This is a genomic window from Commensalibacter melissae (assembly GCF_003691365.1).
Lineage (GTDB): Bacteria > Pseudomonadota > Alphaproteobacteria > Acetobacterales > Acetobacteraceae > Commensalibacter > Commensalibacter melissae.
In genome coordinates this window covers 50,825-72,205 of the sequence record NZ_CP033087.1, presented here as the reverse complement: position 1 = coordinate 72,205, position 21,381 = coordinate 50,825, and the positions used below count along the sequence as shown (strand labels likewise).

Genomic DNA, 21,381 nt, shown 5'->3' with positions numbered 1-21,381 from the left:
TAAGGCCTTTTCCAATGAAATTGGAAAATTTATATTATTTCTTTTCTACATGGCCACCAAAACCAAAACGCATTGCTGACAACATCTTTTCGCCAAACGTATTTCCTGAACGGGAACGAAAACGGGTGAATAAAGCGGAAGTTATAACGGGGGCAGGAACAGCCTCTTCAATTGCGGCTTCAATGGTCCAGCGCCCTTCTCCCGTATCTGCAACATCACCTTTAAAACCTGCAAGAGTACCATCCTTTGCAAGCGCATCCGCACATAAATCCAACAACCACGACGGAATAACGCTGCCACGACGCCATACTTCTGCAATATCTGCCATATTCAAATCAAAACGTTCATCTTCAGGTAAACGATCTGACCCTTTGGTACGCATAATATCAAACCCTTCTGCATAGGCCTGCATCATACCGTATTCAATACCGTTATGAACCATTTTAACAAAATGTCCAGAACCTGCGGGACCACAATGAAGGTAACCTTTTTCCGCACGGGGATTCAAATTGGCATTACGTCCCTTTGTACGTGGAATATCGCCCATTCCAGGAGCCAAAGAGTCCAAAATCGGATCAATATGGTCAACAGCTTCCTTACTGCCACCATACATCATGCAATATCCACGTTCCAGGCCCCAAACGCCACCAGAAGTTCCAACATCAACATAGTGAATACCCTTTGCTTCCAGCATTTTTGCACGACGTATGTCATCTTTATAGAACGTGTTTCCACCGTCAATAACGATATCCCCTTTATTTAACATATCTCCAAGACTTTTGATTGCCTGTTCTGTCACTTCACCACAAGGCAACATAATCCAAACAATTTTTGGGGAAGGCAATGCTTCTACCAAAGATTTCAAATCATCGACAATGGTACTTTTAGGAGCTTGATTATGAATTTCCTCACTTTTGCTGCGCGTACGATTTAACAGAACAACTTCATGACCATGACGAGCCAAACGAATTGCCATGTTACCTCCCATTCTGCCCAAGCCATACATACCTAGTTTCATAGTTAATTTCTCCATTTTCATCACAATAAGTTTATATCTTGTGGTAATCGTAAGATATAAACGTTGATTAATCTACAGAATATTTAAAATTGATTGGCTTAATTTATCCAATCCAACTTTCATATTCCCTTTTACATGAATACGGATAACCCTTCTATCCCGTTCCGATAATACGTCAAAATCACCACGAGCTTGTGCTTCCTTCACAATTCCAAATGTGTATTTTTCACCAGGAACAGGCAAATCATGATCATCATCGGCAGTGATCTGTAAAAATACACCACTATTGGGTCCACCCTTATAAGCCTGTCCAGTTGAATGCAAAAACCGGGGACCGAATTCAGCCGCTGTTGCAACCTTTTTCTTGTCTCTTATAGCCAGACGTAATTTCTGGATCCACTCCCGTGTTGCCAAATCACGTTCAATATAGGCCAAAACAGCAACATAATCTCCTGCAGCAATTTCATTGAAAAAGCTTTTCAAGGCTTCGGAGATTGTGGAAAGACCTTTTAATTTTGCAATTTCAACCTTACCTGCATAAAGATCAAACCCTTGCTCTTGAACGATTGGGGTAATAACGGGAAGAGAACCTTTTTCATTATAAGCAGTTGTAATTTTCTTGGTTTCAATCTTACTGGCTTCAACATCGGGTTGATCAAAAGGATTAATTCCAATGAAGGCACCCGCCACAGCGGTTGCAAATTCAGTTTGGAAAAAAGTCTGAACAATCTGTGCTTTATCATGTAGATTTATTGTCACAACAGGCTGTTGAGCCGCTTTTAATTCAGCAATTGCTTTTTCCTGTTGAGGATCAATCTTATTCTCTAACCGTAAATAGATAAATAAACGATCCTTTCCATATACAGATGGAACAGTCAAGGTTTCCTCATCTATAGGAATGATTCCTTTACCAACCTTACCCGTTGATTCTGCCAAAAGTTGCTCAAGCCATGAACCTAAGGAGCCAATATCAGGTGAGGCTATGATTGTAAATTTATCCCGTTTGAATTCAGCAACACCAACCCCGAAAATTGTCCCGAGTTGAACTCCCGGATTTTGTGCCGGTGGAGATCCTGCAGAACAAGCTTTTTCCATTCGTTGGGCCGAATACAGGATTTCCTGTAAAGGCAATCCCGCTGCGGCTGCGGGAACAATTCCAAAATTAGATAAAACGGAATAACGCCCACCGATTGATTTCAAGCCGTAAAAGATTTTCCAGAAACCATCCTGCTTGGCCACATCTTCCATATGGGAACCCGGATCGGTGACCGCAACAAAATGCTGCCCCACTTTGTCACCCAGCACCTTTTTGGCTTCATTGAAAAAATATGCCTTAAGAATATTAGGCTCAAGAGTGCTGCCTGATTTCGAAGAAACAATAAACAGGGTTGTCGCAATTGTCACTTTCTGCTGGAAGCTGTGCACTTGCTGTGGATCAGTGCTATCCAGGACATGAAGACGCGGAAAACCAGCCTGATGTCCAAAAACCTCTCCCAGAACTTCAGGACCAAGACTTGATCCGCCCATACCTAGTAAAAGGATATCGGTAAAACCTCTATTCCTGACTTCTTTTTGGAATTCCTCCAGTTCAGCAAGATTTTCAACCTGTTGATCAACAATATCAAGCCAACCGAGCCATTTATTCTCATCCTTTCCCGTCCAGACAGAAGATTCACGATCCCACAGTTTGCGGACTGTACCATTCTTACGCCATTTATCCAGACCAGTTTTTACAGCGGTTTCATAATCTGAAGGTAAATCAGACTGCAAATGAGTTAGCTTATTCCCCTGTAATATCATCTGCTTTTCACCAACAGAACCCAATAATTGATCAAAAGCGTCGGCAAATGAATTAACACCGTCTTCCAATAACTGATCCGTAACTTTTTTTAAATCAAGGTTCAAATGTTCAGCCTCAGCCAGAATCTTTTTAGCTTCATCAATATTTTGTTCCAGGGTGTCAGCCACAGTACCATGATCTCTAAAAGCATCCATGGTGGCAGGTGGAATTGTATTGACAGTATCCCTACCAATCAGTTGATCAACATAAATAGTGTCTGGAAATGTCTTATCCTTGCAACTTGTACTGGCCCATAATAAACGTTGGGGTTTCGCTCCTGCAGCTTCAAGTTTTTTCCATCGGTCACTTTGCATCACTTCAAGATAATGCTGATAAGCAAGTTTTGCATTTGCAATGGCAACCTTACCGCGAATAGCTTTTAATGCACCGCTTTCCTTATCCCCTGCGGCGATCCTTTGATCAATTTGCTTATCAATGGCCGTATCAATACGACTAATAAAGAAAGAGGCCACACTGGCAATATGCGCAATATGATGACCCTTGGCAAGATGCGCTTCAAGCCCCTTGATATACGCTTCAAGAACCTGTTTGTACATATCCAAGGAAAATAATAAAGTTACATTAACATTGATTCCCTCGGCAATGGCCCCTTCAATAGCGGCAATACAAGGTGCTGTTGCTGGAATCTTGATCATAAGATTCTTTTCAGCAACCCTTTTCCATAATCGGCGTGCGTCTTCCAATGTTGCATGCCCGTCCATAGCGATATATGGAGAAACCTCCAAACTGACATATCCATCCAGCCCATGGGTTTTTTCCCATACAGGATACAATACTGAACAGGCCGCACGGATATCATCAATCGCCATTGTTTCATATAAGGTAACAACATCGGTGATTCCCGAAGAAATCAGTTGTTTAAATTGTTCATCGTAGTCAGTGCCATGCCCCATTGCCTTTTCAAAAATTGAAGGGTTGGAAGTAACACCCTTTAATCCATCTTCATCAACCAGTTTTTTTAACCCACCGCTTTGTGTAAATGAACGCTGGATAAAATCTAGCCAAGGTGATTGTCTATACTGTTCTAATTTAATGAGAGGGTTTTCAACCATTTCTATTTCTTTCCTTAAATATGCTGCGACAAAAAATCCTTCTTAATAAATTAAGAAGGATTCACTACATTTACCTTGTCAATTGTTCCTGTGCCGCTTGTAAAACAGCTTCAAGAGTAAACCCGAATTTTTTCTGTAGATCACTATAGGGAGCAGAGGCACCAAAACCACGCATAGCGATGATTGCACCGGTTGTTCCAGCATAACGATCCCATCCAATGGGAGATCCCTGTTCAACCGCGACACGTGCTGTTATATCAGGAGGCAAAACCTGATCACGATAAGACTTGGACTGTTCTTCAAAAAGTTCCCATGAGGGCATTGAAACAACCCGAATCTTTTTTCCGGATTTTGTTAAAACCTGATAAGCTTCCATAATCAAACCAACCTCGCTTCCTGTCGCCATGAGAATCAAGTCTGGCTTACCTTCACAATCCGCAATAACATAAGCACCCTTTTTAAGCCCTTCTGCCGAAGCATATTGATGGCGGTCAATTGTTGGCAAATTCTGACGACTTAATGCCAGAATGACTGGTTTAGAATTTTCCTGCATCGCATATTTCCATGCCTCGACAACCTCGTTTGCATCGGCGGGACGAAAAACAACAAGATTAGGCGTTGCCCTAAAGTGAACCAACTGCTCAACTGGCTGATGTGTCGGACCGTCCTCACCAACCCCGATACTATCATGCGTAAAAATATATATGACCGGCAAATGCATCAATGCAGACAAACGGATGGGATTTTTCATATAGTCAGAAAAAATGAAAAATCCTGCGGCATACGAACGCAAACCGCTTAAGGCCATTCCGTTGACAATTGCCCCCATGGCATGTTCACGAACGCCAAAATGAAAATTCCGTCCATCATATGTACCGCCATAAGCAGGATTCTGAAAAACCCCGGCCCCTTCAAAATCCAGATTGCTTTTATTAGAGGGGGCAAGATCAGCAGACCCACCGATTAACCAGGGAACATTCTTCGCAATGGCATTCAATACCTTACCTGAACTGGCCCGCGATGCAACCCCTTTGGCATCAGGCGCAAAAATTGGAATATCCTTGTCCCATCCCTTTGGTAGGCGATGATTTAAAATATCCTCGATCTCTTGACCCAACTCGGGATATTTTACCTTATAATCCGCAAACAGCGTATGCCATTTTTGATAGGCTGCAGCCCCTCTTTTACCAATATTGGCTTTAAAATGATCCATTACACCATCAGGGACAAAGAAATCTTTGTCTTCAGGCAAACCAAGATTCTTTTTGGTCGCTTTAACTTCTTCCACCCCAAGCGGTTCACCATGCGCTACTGATTTTCCCGCTTTATTAGGAGACCCATACCCGATAACACTATCAATGACGATGAAACTTGGCATGTCTTTATTTTGACGCGCTTGATTAATCTTATTTTGGAAATCATCGATATCGTTACCATCTTTCACATGATAGATTTTCCATCCTGCAGCTTCAAAACGTTTTTCAACATTTTCTGTAAAGGCAATATTGATATTGCCCTCGATCGTAATACGGTTCCGATCATATACCCAGATAAGGTTACCTAACTTCAAATGTCCTGCAAGAGAGGCCGCCTCATAGGAAATCCCCTCCATAAGATCACCATCACCGCAAAAGGCATAGACATGATAATCGAACAATGGAAATTCTGGTCGATTATAACGTGCAGCAAACCATTCCTGGGCAATCGCCATCCCCACAGACGTTGCAATCCCTTGAGCTAAAGGTCCTGTTGTGGTTTCAATTCCGGTGGTATGCAAATACTCTGGATGACCGGGCGTTTTTGAATTGAGCTGTCTGAATTGACTTAAATCTTCAAGGGTTAAGGCTGGTTTGTTTTCCACTTTACCTTGACGTGTCACTTCCTTAATACCGCTTAAATGAATCATGGCATATAAAAGGGAACAGGCATGACCACCTGACAAAACAAAACGATCGCGGGCCGGCCACAATGGATTCGCAGGATCATAATTTAAAATATTATTCCATAAGGCATATGTCGCGGGTGCCAAGTCAAGCGGCGTACCTGGATGACCAGAGTTAGCTTTCTGCACTTGATCAATTGCAAGTCCACGAATGGTATTAATACATACCTTATCCATATTCATTCAAGTCTCTCCATCAAACAACTTTTAAAATAACTTCGTTAATCATAAATTTAATCGTTTTTTTTAAATCAATTTATATCACCCAATAAAAAAGGAAAAAAAATCGATTGTTCAAATTACAAAAATTTTATCCTACAAAGCTATCAATTAACTTAAGATCGAATTGTTAATATTCCGATAAATTCTGACCCCTGCCAAATGTTCAATTAATAAAACATTTTATCTGTAATCAATTTTATCGATTATATTAAATTATATTAAAATCATACACTTTTATAAAACTTTCTCCTATAAAAGAAATCTTATTTTTCTTGATCTTTCTTTTTTATACGCGGCACTATAAAATAAAAACCAGATTTTTGTTCATTAACTCTCAATAATATGGCAATACCATGACGGTTTCATCCTCTCTTGATTCTAGTTCTTCCCCCGAATTCACTTCACAGGAAATAGAAACGCTTTATTTCAATTCTGCTAGAGAAGGTTCACTTCCTTTGCTTGAAGAATTCATCGCCGCGGGTATGAATATCAATCATCAGAATGAAAAAGGATATACTCCTCTCATCTTAACCACTTACAATAATCATCATGATGCAACGACTTTCCTATTAAAAAGCGGGGCAAATCCTGATCTGCAGGATAAAACAGGTGCAACGGCTTTAATGGGCGTAGCTTTCAAAGATCATGTTGAAATGGCCAATCTTTTGATTAAGGCTGGTGCCTCGGTTGATATTCCCAATAATCTAGGACGCACACCTTTGATGTTTGCAATCCTTTTTAACCGAAACGACATGACTGAAATTTTATTAAAAGCCGGGGCGAACCCTCGGCACGCCGATGGGGAAGGCTTTACACCCTTAAAACTTGCAGAACAACAGGGGAATAAACATCTAATATACTTACTTGAAAACTATCAAAACATTTAAATTTCATAATTTTTTAAATAGGTATATCCTTATGCAAAATCGTTATTGGAGTTCTTTTGTCAAAAATTTAGTTCCTTACACACCTGGGGAACAACCCAAGGTAAATAATCTTATCAAACTTAATACAAATGAAAATGCGTATGATATATCCCCCAACGTACTAAAAGCCATACAGACAAATACCAACAATTTATTAAAATTGTATCCCGATCCTACATCCCAGGCCCTTTGTCAATCCTTGGCTGATTTGCATTATGTCCAACCAGACCAGGTTTTCGTCGGCAATGGCTCTGATGAGGTGCTTGGATTTGCCTTTCATGCCTTATTAAAACATGAAAAACCTGTTCTCTTTCCAGATATAACCTATAGTTTTTACCCTGTTTACTGCAATCTTTTCAATATTGACTATAAAACCATTCCCCTAACCGGAAATTTCAAGATTGACCTTGAACAATATGATGCAGAGGACGCTTGCGGGATCGTCATTGCCAACCCCAACGCTCCAACTGGCTTGCTGATTGACCAGGAGACAATCCGGCATTACCTTGAAACACACCCTGAACAAATTGTTATTATCGATGAAGCCTATATAGATTTTGGTGGAAAATCGGTCATTCCCCTTATCAATCAATTTCAAAATCTTCTAGTTGTTCGAACTTTCTCGAAATTTCACGCCTTTGCCGGGTTACGCGTTGGTTATGCAATTGGAAACACACAATTAATTGAGGGTATTAGACGTGTAAAGGACAGCTTTAATTCATATCCCTTAGATCGATTGGCACAAATTGGTGCGATTGCATCAGTAAAAGACATTCAATGGTCTGTTAATAATGCCCGACAGATTATCAAAAACAGAGATTACCTGATCAATGCCCTTTCTGAATTAGGATTCACAACTCTCGATTCAAAATCAAACTTTGTTTTTACATCTCATCCCAAGATATCTGGTGAAGAGCTTGCAATACAGTTAAGAAAAAATAAAATTTTAGTTAGACATTTTAATCTTCCACGCATTCAAAACTGGCTTAGGATAACAATTGGCACAGAAAAAGAATGTCAAATCCTGATACAGGTCATAAGCACAATAATATCAACTAATTGACAATACAAAATAAATAAGATTAACTTTAATTTCGCGTTAATAATAATCATTTGCAATGAAGTGTATTATAATGTCTCATCGCTATTCCCAGCTATTTTTATCAAAAAAAAATAATTTACCCAAAATTGTTTTAATTAATTTTGTTGTATATCAAACTCTGATTAATCAACATTCAGCACATGCGGTTGGAAATTCCCCTATTGTTAATCAGGGTGCATCTCCATCGACAAATATTAGCGGTGCCACCCCGGTAAAAAAATCCCCTCCACCAGCCACAATCCTTGATAAGGATACAGGTCAGGCACCCGAAAACAACGATATGTTATTGGGAAATATTTTGGGATTACGTTCCCTTATGGCACAATATGGTCTGACCCTCACCCTGGTGGATGTCAATGAGGTATGGGGAAATCCTTATGGGGGCATCAAGCAGGGTGCTGCCTATACAGGTTTGACCACAGTTACCTTGAACTGGGATCCCGAGAAAGTGACAGGAATTAAGAATGGTCTTTTTAACATTAGCGCCCTGCAACTTCGAGGACGGGCTTTTACGGCAGAAAATATAGGAGCCTATAACTCTACCAGTGGTTGGGAAGGCGATCGCTCGACTCGTTTATGGGAGCTATGGTACCAACAGGGATTTTTTGATAATAAAATGACCGTTCGCATCGGGAAATTAAGTTTGGACCAGGAGTTTAACATCAGCGATTATGCAACGCTATTCATTAACTCCTCTTTTGGATGGCCCATGATTCCATCAGTCAATACCTATAGTGGAGGAATTGACTATCCCGTTGCCTCTCCTGCAATCCGTTTCAGTTTCCAACCCAATGATCACTGGACGGACCTTTTTGCAGTTGCGGACAGTAATCCCAACAATGTTTCTTTTTGCAATCCATCCGGACCATTTACCTGTGATCCATATTCCAAGCATCAATCAGGAACACATTTCAATTTTACCACCGGGGTATTCATAACCAATGAAATTCAATATCATCTGAATCCTGGCAATGAAGATGATGAAAAATATACAGCTTATCCTGGAACTTATCGGTTGGGAGCCTATTTTGATAGTTCAAAATTCCCGGATCAACGTTATAACAGGGATGGGGATCCATTAGGAAATCCGGACAATCCCCAAACAATGCTCAACCATCGCCATACCTGGTCAGTTTATGGAATTATGGATCAAATGATATGGAGAAACCCGGTAAACAAAAAAGAATCTCTTGGCATATTTGGAAGAATGCAAGTCAGCCCAACTGACCGCAGCCCCATCAATTATGCAGGAGATGCAGGGATTGTCTATAAGGGACTTCTCAATCGGGAACATGATTCCCTGGGTTTTGGCTGGGGATTTGCCCATACTGGCAATCGTGCCAGACATTATGACCGTGATTACCGCAATTTTGCGGATCCATACTGGTGTATTCGAAAAACAGAACATCATATCGAGCTCGCCTGGCAAATACAGGCCACATCATGGCTAGAGTTAAAACCTGATTTTCAATATGTCTTCCGTTCCGGTGGAGGATTGAATCTTGAGGAAAATAGTAAAAAGAAAATTCCAAATGCCGCCATTTTTGGATTGAGATCTACGGTCAACTTTTAATAAAAGGTTATATACATTATCGATAAATCGATAATGTATATAACTTGTATTTTATTTTTTAAAAATTTAGGAAATTCTTTTCGAAATACTGTCCGCAAGTTGCGTTAACAACAAACAGCAAGAAGTTGCACCAGCATCCAAAATGCCTTTTGAACGTTCACCCAAACGACTGGCACGACCTATTTTAGCAACAAGATTGCGGGTGGATTCCTTACCATCATGTGCTGCCTGTTTCATAATAATCAAAGCTTCATGAAATGTTTTTCCGGATTCATTCGCTTTTTTGAATCCTTCAATTGCAGGCATTAAAGTATCAAGCAAACATTTATCACCCTGTTTGGCAGAACTAATTTCCTGTAATTCATGCAACCCTTTTGAAAGCATTTCCTTGAATTCATTTGAATTCAAGGTACTTTTACCTTGAATTGCCTCAGCCCATCCAGCAAAAATACTGCCATATAAAGGCCCCATTGAACCACCAATCCCCTCCATCAGGGAATCACTTAATATTTCAAAGGCTTCTGACAATGAAAGATTTTTCCCATCAATACGATGTTTGCAAATGTTAAATCCCTTTGCCATGTTGATCCCATGATCACCATCACCGATCGCACCGTCAATCTCGCTTAAATAATCACGGTTATTCACGATACAGCTGATTAGATCATCAACAATCTCGGTGCCATTTTCAATTTTAGCCACTTCTGTCATGCCATTTACTCCTGTACCAAACCCAAAGAACGTGCAGGAATATCAATCAGTTTTTTTAATTCCGCATCTAATTTCATAACGGAAAGCGTCACACCCATCATTTCAAGAGAAGTAAAATAATTTCCTACATAACAGCGATGGATCTTGACATTTTTAGCCTTCAAAAGACGTTCAACCTCTGCATAATAGATATAAAGCTCCATAACAGGTGTTGCTCCAAGGCCGGAAACCAGCACGACCACTTCAGATCCGGGTTCAAAAAGACCTTCCTCCATGATTGGATGAAGCATGGTTTCCGCCATCTCTTTTGCCGTTTCTATAGGAACAACCTTGATTCCAGGTTCACCATGATGGCCAATACCCAATTCCATTGTTCCTTTTTCAATATGGAAATTTGGTTTTCCAACTGCAGGAATAGTACAAGAACTCAAGCCAACCCCAATTGAACGACAGTTATTTATTGCTTTTTGAGCAGCGGCAATAACACCATCAAGATCATATCCTTCGGCAGCGGCAGCCCCACCAATTTTCCACATAAGGATTTCACCCGCAACACCGCGGCGTTTCTCTATTTCACTGGCCGGTGCGGAAGCGACATCATCATTGGCAACAACTGTTTTGACTGTAATACCAGCGGCTGTGGCCTTCTTTATTGCCATCTTGACATTCATATTATCGCCAGCATAATTACCGTATAAACAAGCAACACCAGCACCTGAATCTGCGGCTTTCATTGCATCCAAAAATGCACCAGCAGTGGGAGAGGAAAAAATTTCCCCAATTGCAACTGCATCAACCATATTTTTACCTACATATCCCAGAAAGGCTGGTTCATGACCGGAACCGCCACCTGTAATAATGCCAACTTTACCTTTTTTTTCTGAACCTGAATATTTTAGAACTCTAGAATTATCCGTTTTTTCAAAAAATTCTGGATGGGCGACGACATATCCCTCGATTGCATCTTCAACGACTAAATCTGGATCATTAATAATTCTGTTCATTGTCATTATTTATTCTCATTATTTTTTATTTCTTTTTATTGAATGGTAAATCCACCATCAATGACTAAATTAGCACCATTCACAATAGATGCTTCAGAGCTGGCAAGATAAACAGCTGCAGCGGCAATCTGTTCGGGTTCAGCAAAACGGCGCATGGGAATTTGCGCCTTCATATCCTCACCAACTTTACCTGCCCATGCTTTTTTCCCAAGTTCCGTCAAAACAACGGTTGGAGAAATCGCATTAACATTGATCCCATGAGGTCCCCATTCCAATGCCAGTACATGTGTCAATCCAATAACACCTGCCTTGCTGGCACAATAAGCAGCATGTTTTTGCAAGGCGATAACCCCCGCCTGTGAAGCCATATTAATAATGGATCCACTCTTTTGTTTTAACATCACGTTTCCCACTGCCTGGGCAACCCAATAGGTACCAGTTAAATTAATATTAATAGTCGCATTCCACATTTCCTCACTGAGCGTTTCAGCTGCATCAAGCAAAGCAACACCCGCACAATTTACAGCAATATCTATACGGCCAAAATGATCAACAACTTTTTTTACTGCCTGATCAACCTGTTTTTTATTCGTTACGTCAACCTGGATACCAATAGCATTATCTGGACTTAGATTTTTTGCAACTTGATCAATGGTATCAAGTCGATCCAACAACGCTACCTTTACACCTTTTTGTAAAAAAGTCCGAACAATCTCGTTTCCGATACCGGCAGCCCCCCCGGTAACAAGTGCAGTTTTACCTGATAAATCAAACATTTGATTTGTTGACATAAACCTCTCCTTAATAGGCTATAATGTTTCTTCTATTGCCACACCGACTTCTTGATCAATTGTTTCATTTTTATATTGTTGAACCTTGACAAAAATCATTAATGCTGCAGCAACAAAATAGAGCCCAATATAAATGTACATTACCCCGAAATTACCAATGATCCCTTGAAAAAGCATGACAATTGCATAACCAAAAAAGTAACTCATTCCTGCACCAAAATTAAGAATTGACATGGCCGCACCCTTATTTTCAGGGGCAAGATTTGGCATAATGGCTGATAAAGGAACAAATGCTGCAAGCAATGCACCATATATAGCGGCGCATATTTTTATGGTGAAAAGATCCGCATGAATAGAAATGCAATAGGTATATGCCATAACGCTCAATGCACAGCCTATACAGCCAAACCACATAACAACGTTACGCCACCCCAATTTGTCACTTGCGGCCCCAAAGATAAGATTGAATACAACATTACCCATCCATAAATACACGGCAACTTCAAGCCACGCATTTTCAGCATATCCCATACCGAATAAAAAAGTTGGCATAAAAACTGAAAAACCGTATGCGGCACTTGTATTAATCATCCGGACAAGACCACCAATCCCCACTTTTGGTTTTTCATAAACAATCGTTAAACCTTTTAACAAATGTTTTAATGAATGGGTTTCATCATCTTCTGGATAATTATTTTGGGCAGATTTTTTCCCACTTAGACTCAATGCAATAACAGCACCTACAGCAACAAAAATCAATGCTGTCCACAATAAATGAAGGTTTTCCATATGGAAATAATAAAGCATAATATTTGAATAGCCAGTTCCCAGAACGGAAATCCCACCTGCATAAACAAGCCAGAACATACCGACAGCACCTCCCAACCGTTCACGGGGAGCCTCATATGCAACTGAAACTAGAAAACCATAAGCGAACAGAGGATAAGCAAGTCCCCGCACTGCATAGGTAGGCAATATAACGCTAAAATTATAAGTTGGAATACCAAAAACCAAAAAAAGAAATGACCCTACAAAAAAAAGGACAAGTCCAATGGTCATCACTTTCCGAACCCCGAAAATCTCTGCCAAAACACCTGAAAGCCATGATGAAATGGCAACCATCAATCCATAAACCGTGAAAATGGTAGAAGCCTGATGTGCAGTTAGACCATGCTGTTGTAAAAAGGGAGACAACCAGTTCTGTTCCAGCCCTTCACCAGCCATGAAAATTAATACTCCAAAATAACCCAACATCAATTTTGGAGAAATGAAAAGTCTCTCTATGACTTTGTTCACGTGCAGGTCTCCCTCTTAGTAAATAAATTACTTTCAAATAATTAGATGGCTAAAATTCAATAAATTATAAATTTGGATCGAGTACGACCTTTAAAGAACCCACTCCTTTTTTCATTATGTCAAAAGCTTCTTTAAAATCTTTTAGCGGGAAAACATGCGTTACAACGCCTTCCGTTGGAAAATCACCATTTTGTATTCCCTTGATCACCATGGGATAGCAATAAGGACCCAAATGTGATCCCAAGACATCCAACTCCTTACGATCACTAATGATACTCCAGTCAACCGATACTGGATCTTTGAATACAGAAAATTCAACAAAACGACCAAGTTTGCGAATCATTGACAGACCCTGCTCTACTGATTTGCCTGCACCCGTAGCTTCAATATAAATATCGCAACCATATCCTTCGGTCATATCCTTGATTTTCTTGACGACATCTTCACGGGCTGGATTCATCACGATATCAGCACCGAATTTCTTAGCCAGTGCTAAACGATCATCATTCAAATCAAGAACAACCAGTTTGTCGGGGCCGGATTTTTTCAATGCGCCAATCATACCTAAACCCAGAGTGCCAGCACCAGATAGCACCACAAAATCTCCCAACTTAACACTTGCACGTTGCACGGCATGTAATGAACAGGCATATGGTTCAACCAGAACAGCCTGTTTCATGGGAAGATCATCTGGCAAATGATAGTTAATCGCTTCTTTAGGCAATTTTATATATTCTGCCATGCCGCCATTAACGTTGTTTTGAAAACCGTAAAGATCGTGTTTTTCACACATCCAGTATTCACCACGTTTACAGAAACGGCATTCCCAACAAGGAACAATTTGTTCGGAAATAATACGGTCATTCAGTTTGAAATCTTTGATTTTATCGCCATAGGCAACAACATGCCCAATAAATTCATGACCGGGTATCATGGGAGCCTTAATATAGGCAGGTTGCTTTTCATCCCCCCAAAAACTTGGTGCCCCATCAAATGCTTTGGTATCCCCAGCGCAAATTCCACACGCCTCTACTTTAACAAGAATTTCTTCAGACCCAATTTGTGGTACAGGAACCTCTTCCAAACGGTAATCATGTGGCGCATAAGCAACAATTGCTTTCATTGTCTTGGGAATATTATCTATTTTTGTAATAGAAGGTTTACCGTTTTTTTCCATCATTTTTCTCTGCTCATCTGTAATGTTTACTATGATGATCAGCCAGAATATATTCAAAAACAAATAAACTTCTTGTGATCTTTTAATCTAAATTACTTGTATATTTATTGGTGAAAAACTTTATAAAATACATACTATAAATGGGAATCTTTAAAAATATTTTTAATACACCAATACAATGAAATATTTTGAGAAATTTTAAGGAATATAAAAATGCCTTCTATTGCTATCGGCTGCGATGATGCTGCTGTTGACTTAAAAAATAAAATCGTAGACTGGCTTCAATCCAACAATATTGAAGTGACAGACTACAGTAGCGATTCCAATCGCGATTCAAATCTGTATCCGGATATTGCCTGGTCTGTAGGACAGGCAATCAAGTCCGGCAAACATGAAAGAGGGATTTTGATTTGTGGCACTGGAATAGGAATGGCAATTGTTGCAAATAAGATACCCGGCATTCGTGCGGCTCAATGCCATGATACCTATTCCGCCGAACGGGCCAGAAAAAGCAATAATGCACAAATCATCACATTAGGTGCCCGTGTTATCGGTGAAGAACTGGCAAAAACAATCCTTCAGGCCTGGCTTGATTCTGAATATGAAAAAGGTAGATCAGAGCCTAAGGTAAAAAGAATTGCGTATTACGAAGATAAAGCAATTTCCGAGTAATCCTACATAATTCCATAGACTATTAATTGGTATCGATTAATAGTCTATGGAACAGGAGATACCCGTATCAATCATTTGACGAAACTGTATAAAAAGATAACTGACAGGTCATATCCTCACTGCAGGAAGCGATTTTATGATATTGGCGTGGCTTTATCATTTCAGGTTGATGCACAACTGAATATTCAGTTTCTTTCTCAATTTCTTTTTTATCATTCAAAAATTCCATTACCAAAGATCCTGATAATATCTTTAATTTTGCCCAGACACCCTCTTTTGTATTATGGCATTCCTTGAAAGATTTTGGTAAAGTTTTTACATTCCATATTGGCAAAGTTTTATAGCAAACCAATTTACCATCCCCATAATTCTGTTTTACAGCATTCATCATTTCCTCATTATCTGTTAAAAATAATCATGATTTAGATTCTATACTTAAAATATATTCCAATTTTTTATAAATTTACTCAATTTTATTATCAGACCTATAAAAATCGGGACATTTCAAGACGGGTATTGCAATTTCCTGACCTTTTTTTTGAGATTCAATACAGAATTCGGCCACATAAGTCGCCATATATCCCCGCCATGCGTCCGGACCTTGTAATTTTCCAACCAGACATTCATTAATGAATTCCTGTATTTCAATATTATAGGCTTCCAAAAACCAATCCTGCCAATTTGCCAAAATTTGATCATACCGTTTTTCATGCTGGCATATTGAAACAGCAGCAGGAGCGGGTAAGCTGGCCACACCTTCTTCACCCACAATTTCACATTTGATATCGTAACCATATTGACAGTTTACAAATAATTCCACATTAATTCTGATTCCTGATTGGGTTTCCAAAAGTGCAAACTGAGGATCCTGCAAGCCTTTTGGCGCTTTTGATGTTTTACGGATTGGAATCATACTTGCGGTAACAAATTCATCGTTCAACAACCAACGAAATATATCCAGTTCATGAATTAAGGTATCCGTTATAACCATTTCAGATGTAAAATTCTCTGGACACTCCTGATTCCTATGTGCCGCATGTATCATCAGGATCTGGCCTAATTTTTTATCTTGAATGATTTTTTTCAGTTCTTGATATCGCCGATCATAAGAGCGCATAAATCCAACCTGAACTAAACGTTTTCCATATGTTTGCTCAGCCTCAATGATTGCTTGACATTCCTCGATTGTCGTTGCCAGCGGCTTTTCACAAAAAATGAATTTTTTTGCCTCAATGCCAGACAATATATATTCCGCATGGGTTTTACCTGAAGAGGCAATGATAATTGCATCCACCTCTTTCGCTTGAATCAAATCGTTCCCTGATTCATATGCTTTAGCATCCAATCCATATGTGGAAATGGCATTCTGTGCAGATTTTTTATCAATGTCACTGACAGCAACAACCTCGACTCCTGATAAAAAGTTCGTACATCGTTTGATATGATCCTGACCAATAGCTCCAGTACCAATGATTCCAATCTTTAATGTTTTGTTACCTGATATTTGTTTAATCATCATCGAACTCTTTTCTTGGAATTTTTTATTTAAACAAAATGACAAAAAAATAAATAAAATATTTCTGTCATTATCCAATTAAATGTAATAGTTATATAAACTACTGAACTGTAATAACAATAAAACTATTTATAATTACGAACAAATATTTTTTTATTAAAAATTGCTATTTCAATCTTTTATAAATAGAATGAAATTACTTTGAAATAACACATTTGTTATTTTTCATACTTACGGAATATTGGTAACATAATTGTGTATTTTATATGTTTATTCCAGTAAGGAACATTTCATGGCTCAAGCTCTTGTACTTGAAGAAAAAGGCAAATTAAGTATCCGTAACATTGATTTACCCTCTACAGTAGGGGATAATGACGTTAAAATAAAAATACGTAATGTTGGTATTTGTGGAAGTGATGTACATTACTACACACATGGAAAAATTGGCCCTTTTATCGTAAATCAACCAATGGTGCTCGGGCACGAGGCTTCTGGTATTGTTATTGAGACAGGCAAAAATGTTGAAAATTTAAAGGTTGGGGATCGTGTATGTATGGAGCCCGGCATACCCAATCCACACTCACGCGCAACAAAACTCGGTATTTACAATGTTGATCCTGACGTCGTGTTCTGGGCAACCCCACCCGTTCATGGATGCTTAACGGAAACGGTGGTACATCCCGCTGCTTTTACATTTAAACTGCCCGACAACGTATCTTTCGAGGAAGGTGCCTTTGTTGAACCTCTTGCCATTGGCGTTCAGGCTGCCGTAAAAGCCCGATTAAAACCTGGCGATATCTGTTTAGTGACAGGATGTGGTCCAATTGGTATTCTGACCGCACTTGCCGCACTTGCCTCTGGCGCAAGCAAGGTTTTCATCTCTGATCTTGCTCAACCCAAACTGGATATTGCCAAACAATATCATGGCATTATCCCAATTAATTTGAAAAATGAATCCGTAGAGGAAAGAGTCAAGGCGGAATGCGGTAAAGACTGGGGGGCAGATGTCGTTTTTGAGGCTTCAGGACATCCCTCCGCTTATGACACCGTATTGGCCTGTGTCCGCCCTGGTGGAACCATAGTATTTGTAGGGATGCCCGTTGACAAGATCCCCTTTGATCTTGTTACTGCACAAGCAAAGGAAATACATATGGAAACAATCTTTCGATATGCACATGTTTATGACCGGACCATTAATCTGATTGCTTCTGGAAAGATTGATATCAAGCCATTAATTTCTGGAGTTTATCCATTCTCAAAAAGTATCGAGGCTTTTGAACGGGCCGCATCAGCACAACCTACTGATGTAAAATTGCAAATTGAAATGCCCGAATAAGATTCTTCTGAATTTTATTCCGATACAAAGCCCGAAATCAATTCAATTCGGGCTTTTTTTATAAACTTATCATGCTCAAAGATTACTTATGAATAATATCCAAACAAAATCACGTATGATGATGGGAATGCCAGTCTCTCTATTTTGGGGGTATATTGCCATTGCCCTTTTCATGATTGGCGACGGTCTTGAACTGAATTTCCTTTCCAAATACATTGTTACACTGGGATTCGCAGAAAAAAAAGTCAGCCTTATTTTTGCTGCTTATGGGTTAACCGCTGCAATTTCAAGCTGGCTTTCTGGCGTTCTAGCTGAAACATTTGGTGCAAAAAAAATCATGATGGTTGGTGCCATTACATGGATTGTTTTTCACGCAGCCTTTATGCTTTTCGGAGTTATACCTCATAACTATTACATGATGTTGCTATTCTATGGTCTACGCGGTTTTGCTTATCCCTTATTCTTTTATGCATTTTTCTATTGGGTTGTAAAAGAAACCCCAGACAGCCAGCTTGCCTCGGCGGTGGGGTGGATCTGGTCCATGTTCACCATAGGGTTTGGCATTCTCGGAAATTTGTTACCGATTTATTCTGTCCGTTACTTTGGCGAGATCAACACTTTATGGCAATCCATAGGCTGGGCAACTGCAGGTGGTGCAATCGCCTTTTTCCTTCTCAAGGCGCCCGTTATAGAAAAGAAAAATCATCAGATTCATTCATTCGAACACAAATTTAAAGGTATTATCCAAGATCTCTCACTCGTTTTTTATAATCGTGATCTGGCAATTGCACTCATAACCCGTGCGATCTGTAACTTTTCCCTTTTTGGTATTCTTGCGGTCGTAATGCCTATTTTCTACACGTCTGAACATGGTGGACATTTTACGGATGAACAATGGAAAATTATCAGCCTTAGTATATATCCTATCCAACCTTTTACCAATGTTCTATGGGGCATTATCGGCGATCGTATTGGTTGGTTAAAGCAAATGCGATGGGCGGGATTTATAGGATGTGGAACGGCAACTATCCTGCTTTATTTTATTCCGGTCTGGTTTCCCGGAAATATATGGGCTAGCATATGCGGAATCCTGTTTTTTGCCCTGACCATTACAGCCTTTGTTCCAATGGGAGCCATTTTCCCAATGTTAACACCTGAACATAAAGGGGCAGCCGTATCCATCCAAAATCTTGGTGGTGGTCTAAGCAATTTTGGCGGACCCGCTTTGGTTTCTCTCATTCTTTTTACAGGATTGGGACATTTTAGCGTCTTCATAATTTTTGGTTTCTTATATTATTGTGCGGCAATCATGACCTATTTTATCCGCCTCAAACAACCCGGTGTTGATAAACCTTTTTAATTACAATTAACGTAACAACAATCAGCAATCACCCGGACGCTATATAACAATATAACCATATTAGGCTAATACCCCTAATATGGTTAAACAATACACGACTAATTTATTTTACCTTTTTCCCTATAACGATCATTACGAACATAAATGTAAGAATCCGTTGCAATATGGGTATAATCATTTTTCAAAACTATCAATACGCAACTCAAGAACTGATCTGGCATATATTTGCCCCATATTATTGATGGATCATAATAAATAAGTGGTGGCTTATTTTTAAGCAAATCTTTACAAAGGTCCCGTTCATAATGGTGCCAAGGATGTGAAGCGTAGTCTGTCTCCCATGGTAAATAAGCGTGATATTTTTTTATGGGCAAACGGTTAGCCAAAATATAAATATCTGGATTATAAGGTATAGATAATATTCTTTCGTTTTTATCAACGTAAAACCAAATTGCTTTCGTGTCTTCATTATATCCTTCACGAAAGGCATGCCATTGATAGGCATTACGTTGTCGCTTGTCTAAAATATTGGGAGAGGATACTGCATATTGATCAATGATAAAAAAGATGCAAAAAGTTGAAATGACAGAGAAAAACAGGGAAATATCCGGCTTGACTTCCGTTAATTTTACAAAAGCAACGATTATTAAGGTTACAGAAGCAATAAGGAAAGCACCATTTTGAAACAGGATACTTCCTCGAGCCTGCAACCCCAGAATCCCGCACAATACAAGACATGCACTTATTTTATATTTTCCTTTTGTAACCAGGATAATCCCCCCAAAACAAAACGAAAATAAAGCAAATGTTTCAACAATATGATTAGAGGAAAAAGATGGAATCAAACTTAGAAAAAAATTACTTAAATTGAAGGGAATGTATCGTGCATAATTCATTTGGTTGGTGATGAAATGAAAGGCAACCATTCCACCTATATCCCCATATATACCTAACCAGACAAGCATCATAATGATAGATGTCAAACACCCCGACAAACTTGTCACGAATATCGAAACATATTTTCTATGATCTATACAAATTTTATTGATAACAACAAGAAATAAAATAAAGGCGGTTATTGCAAAAGGATAGGCAATAAAAGGCAAAAGCGTGATAAAAAATCCTCCTGTAAAGGCCTGTATCCGTGACGGCTTTATGTCATAAATCATAGGAATAACAAGAGTGACCAAACCAATAGCTGCAAAACACCCACCTAATGTCCAATAATTATCAAGATATAAACCCTGTATAAGCCAGACACTTGAAATGAAACCAAACCACAAAGCGGTTACAAGATAACGTTGCCAAAAATAATGAAAAATTGGGGAAAAAAATAAACACAGGGCAGCTAACATTGCGCTAAACGAAGAAATAAGCCTCAACAGCCATACTTCTGAGAAACCAACAATTAATCCCATCATCCATGTCAGCATATAAATTACGGGACCATGATAGTCTATATAGTCCCTGTAAAGTTTGTCGCCTCTATGAATGGCTTGTGCACCTACAAAATGACCTGATTCGTCTGTAAATCTTAAAAAACCTAAACCTTTTATATTTTCATATAAAAATAATGCAAAACACAAAATTAAAAACAGGAATGAAATAATGGATGCCTTGTTTTTTTTAAAATGATTCGGATACATATCCAATAATTCTCTTTGAAATTATTACCTGTGTATAACAATTGTTTTCCACGATTATATGAAAAGATACAAGATATTTTCTTGAATGAAGATGATCTATACCAAGGCCATAAATATGATTTCAAATCTTCAATGAATCCATTTATTTTTTACCTGATAGTATATCCTATGAATTC

The 21,381-nt window shown here is 39.1% G+C and carries 17 protein-coding genes; 6 read left to right on the top strand and 11 right to left on the bottom strand.

Going from position 1 to position 21,381, the window contains the following annotated elements; genetic code table 11:
* Positions 1–34: 34 nt before the first annotated feature.
* From gnd to tkt, 3 genes are all read right to left on the bottom strand, one after another.
* Entirely contained in the window at positions 35–1,018 is a 984-nt protein-coding gene (gnd, locus tag D9V35_RS00320) for a phosphogluconate dehydrogenase (NAD(+)-dependent, decarboxylating) (RefSeq protein WP_110439283.1), read from the bottom strand.
* 72 nt (positions 1,019–1,090) lie between these two features.
* The gene (locus D9V35_RS00315; protein WP_122122841.1) at positions 1,091–3,931 is read right to left on the bottom strand and encodes a bifunctional transaldolase/phosoglucose isomerase; all 2,841 of its coding nucleotides are present in this window, start codon (positions 3,929–3,931) and stop codon (positions 1,091–1,093) included.
* Between the two features lie 70 nt (positions 3,932–4,001).
* Positions 4,002–6,056 (bottom strand): transketolase, encoded by a 2,055-nt coding sequence (gene tkt, locus D9V35_RS00310; RefSeq protein ID WP_122122840.1) that lies wholly within the window; start codon positions 6,054–6,056, stop codon positions 4,002–4,004.
* Between the two features lie 392 nt (positions 6,057–6,448).
* Here tkt and D9V35_RS00305 point away from each other — a divergent pair, with 392 nt between their 5' ends.
* The 3 genes from D9V35_RS00305 to D9V35_RS00295 all read left to right on the top strand — a co-directional run bounded on the left by D9V35_RS00305 (position 6,449) and on the right by D9V35_RS00295 (position 9,696).
* A complete protein-coding gene (locus tag D9V35_RS00305) occupies positions 6,449–6,982 on the top strand; it encodes an ankyrin repeat domain-containing protein (protein WP_122122839.1) in 534 nt (177 codons plus the stop codon).
* A 31-nt stretch (positions 6,983–7,013) separates the two neighbouring features.
* On the top strand, positions 7,014–8,084 hold the full coding sequence (gene hisC / locus D9V35_RS00300; protein WP_122124223.1) for a histidinol-phosphate transaminase: 1,071 nt from the start codon (positions 7,014–7,016) through the stop codon (positions 8,082–8,084).
* 70 nt (positions 8,085–8,154) lie between these two features.
* Positions 8,155–9,696 (top strand): carbohydrate porin, encoded by a 1,542-nt coding sequence (locus D9V35_RS00295; protein ID WP_122122838.1) that lies wholly within the window; start codon positions 8,155–8,157, stop codon positions 9,694–9,696.
* Between the two features lie 66 nt (positions 9,697–9,762).
* Here the strand turns inward: D9V35_RS00295 and dhaL are convergent, their stop codons facing one another.
* From dhaL to D9V35_RS00270, 5 genes are all read right to left on the bottom strand, one after another.
* Positions 9,763–10,407 (bottom strand): dihydroxyacetone kinase subunit DhaL, encoded by a 645-nt coding sequence (gene dhaL, locus D9V35_RS00290; protein ID WP_122122837.1) that lies wholly within the window; start codon positions 10,405–10,407, stop codon positions 9,763–9,765.
* Positions 10,408–10,412: 5 nt separating this feature from the next.
* Positions 10,413–11,411, bottom strand: coding sequence for a dihydroxyacetone kinase subunit DhaK (locus tag D9V35_RS00285; protein ID WP_122124222.1), 999 nt, complete (start codon positions 11,409–11,411; stop codon positions 10,413–10,415).
* Positions 11,412–11,446: 35 nt separating this feature from the next.
* A complete protein-coding gene (locus D9V35_RS00280) occupies positions 11,447–12,202 on the bottom strand; it encodes an SDR family oxidoreductase (protein ID WP_122122836.1) in 756 nt (251 codons plus the stop codon).
* An 18-nt stretch (positions 12,203–12,220) separates the two neighbouring features.
* A complete protein-coding gene (locus D9V35_RS00275) occupies positions 12,221–13,498 on the bottom strand; it encodes an MFS transporter (RefSeq protein WP_240993380.1) in 1,278 nt (425 codons plus the stop codon).
* A gap of 64 nt (positions 13,499–13,562) precedes the next feature.
* Positions 13,563–14,678, bottom strand: coding sequence for an MDR/zinc-dependent alcohol dehydrogenase-like family protein (locus D9V35_RS00270; RefSeq protein ID WP_230882806.1), 1,116 nt, complete (start codon positions 14,676–14,678; stop codon positions 13,563–13,565).
* Between the two features lie 210 nt (positions 14,679–14,888).
* Between D9V35_RS00270 and rpiB the strand changes: the two genes are divergently transcribed.
* Positions 14,889–15,347 (top strand): ribose 5-phosphate isomerase B, encoded by a 459-nt coding sequence (rpiB, locus tag D9V35_RS00265; protein ID WP_110439275.1) that lies wholly within the window; start codon positions 14,889–14,891, stop codon positions 15,345–15,347.
* Between the two features lie 67 nt (positions 15,348–15,414).
* On the opposite strand, the gene D9V35_RS00260 is transcribed toward rpiB, so the two are convergent.
* A complete protein-coding gene (locus D9V35_RS00260; protein WP_110439274.1) occupies positions 15,415–15,738 on the bottom strand; it encodes a DUF1971 domain-containing protein in 324 nt (107 codons plus the stop codon).
* A gap of 72 nt (positions 15,739–15,810) precedes the next feature.
* Entirely contained in the window at positions 15,811–16,866 is a 1,056-nt protein-coding gene (locus D9V35_RS00255) for a Gfo/Idh/MocA family protein (protein WP_240993379.1), read from the bottom strand.
* A gap of 289 nt (positions 16,867–17,155) precedes the next feature.
* On the opposite strand from D9V35_RS00255, the gene D9V35_RS00250 reads away from it, so the two are divergent.
* The gene (locus D9V35_RS00250) at positions 17,156–18,199 is read left to right on the top strand and encodes an NAD(P)-dependent alcohol dehydrogenase (RefSeq protein WP_110439272.1); all 1,044 of its coding nucleotides are present in this window, start codon (positions 17,156–17,158) and stop codon (positions 18,197–18,199) included.
* 88 nt (positions 18,200–18,287) lie between these two features.
* On the top strand, positions 18,288–19,559 hold the full coding sequence (locus D9V35_RS00245; RefSeq protein ID WP_231504036.1) for an MFS transporter: 1,272 nt from the start codon (positions 18,288–18,290) through the stop codon (positions 19,557–19,559).
* A gap of 98 nt (positions 19,560–19,657) precedes the next feature.
* Here the strand turns inward: D9V35_RS00245 and D9V35_RS09450 are convergent, their stop codons facing one another.
* Positions 19,658–21,205, bottom strand: a complete 1,548-nt coding sequence (locus D9V35_RS09450; RefSeq protein ID WP_240993378.1) for a hypothetical protein — start codon at positions 21,203–21,205, stop codon at positions 19,658–19,660.
* Positions 21,206–21,381: the final 176 nt, after the last annotated feature.

Coding starts and splice junctions, on each gene's coding strand:
- tkt (WP_122122840.1), bottom strand. CDS start 6,056: ATGAATATGGATAAGGTATGTATTAATACCATTCGTGGACTTGCAATT.
- hisC (WP_122124223.1), top strand. CDS start 7,014: ATGCAAAATCGTTATTGGAGTTCTTTTGTCAAAAATTTAGTTCCTTAC.
- dhaL (WP_122122837.1), bottom strand. CDS start 10,407: ATGACAGAAGTGGCTAAAATTGAAAATGGCACCGAGATTGTTGATGAT.
- D9V35_RS00315 (WP_122122841.1), bottom strand. CDS start 3,931: ATGGTTGAAAACCCTCTCATTAAATTAGAACAGTATAGACAATCACCT.
- D9V35_RS00305 (WP_122122839.1), top strand. CDS start 6,449: ATGACGGTTTCATCCTCTCTTGATTCTAGTTCTTCCCCCGAATTCACT.
- D9V35_RS00280 (WP_122122836.1), bottom strand. CDS start 12,202: ATGTCAACAAATCAAATGTTTGATTTATCAGGTAAAACTGCACTTGTT.
- D9V35_RS00250 (WP_110439272.1), top strand. CDS start 17,156: ATGGCTCAAGCTCTTGTACTTGAAGAAAAAGGCAAATTAAGTATCCGT.
- D9V35_RS09450 (WP_240993378.1), bottom strand. CDS start 21,205: ATGTATCCGAATCATTTTAAAAAAAACAAGGCATCCATTATTTCATTC.
- rpiB (WP_110439275.1), top strand. CDS start 14,889: ATGCCTTCTATTGCTATCGGCTGCGATGATGCTGCTGTTGACTTAAAA.
- D9V35_RS00260 (WP_110439274.1), bottom strand. CDS start 15,738: ATGATGAATGCTGTAAAACAGAATTATGGGGATGGTAAATTGGTTTGC.
- D9V35_RS00270 (WP_230882806.1), bottom strand. CDS start 14,678: ATGATGGAAAAAAACGGTAAACCTTCTATTACAAAAATAGATAATATT.
- D9V35_RS00295 (WP_122122838.1), top strand. CDS start 8,155: ATGTCTCATCGCTATTCCCAGCTATTTTTATCAAAAAAAAATAATTTA.
- gnd (WP_110439283.1), bottom strand. CDS start 1,018: ATGAAACTAGGTATGTATGGCTTGGGCAGAATGGGAGGTAACATGGCA.
- D9V35_RS00255 (WP_240993379.1), bottom strand. CDS start 16,866: ATGATGATTAAACAAATATCAGGTAACAAAACATTAAAGATTGGAATC.
- D9V35_RS00285 (WP_122124222.1), bottom strand. CDS start 11,411: ATGAACAGAATTATTAATGATCCAGATTTAGTCGTTGAAGATGCAATC.
- D9V35_RS00245 (WP_231504036.1), top strand. CDS start 18,288: ATGAATAATATCCAAACAAAATCACGTATGATGATGGGAATGCCAGTC.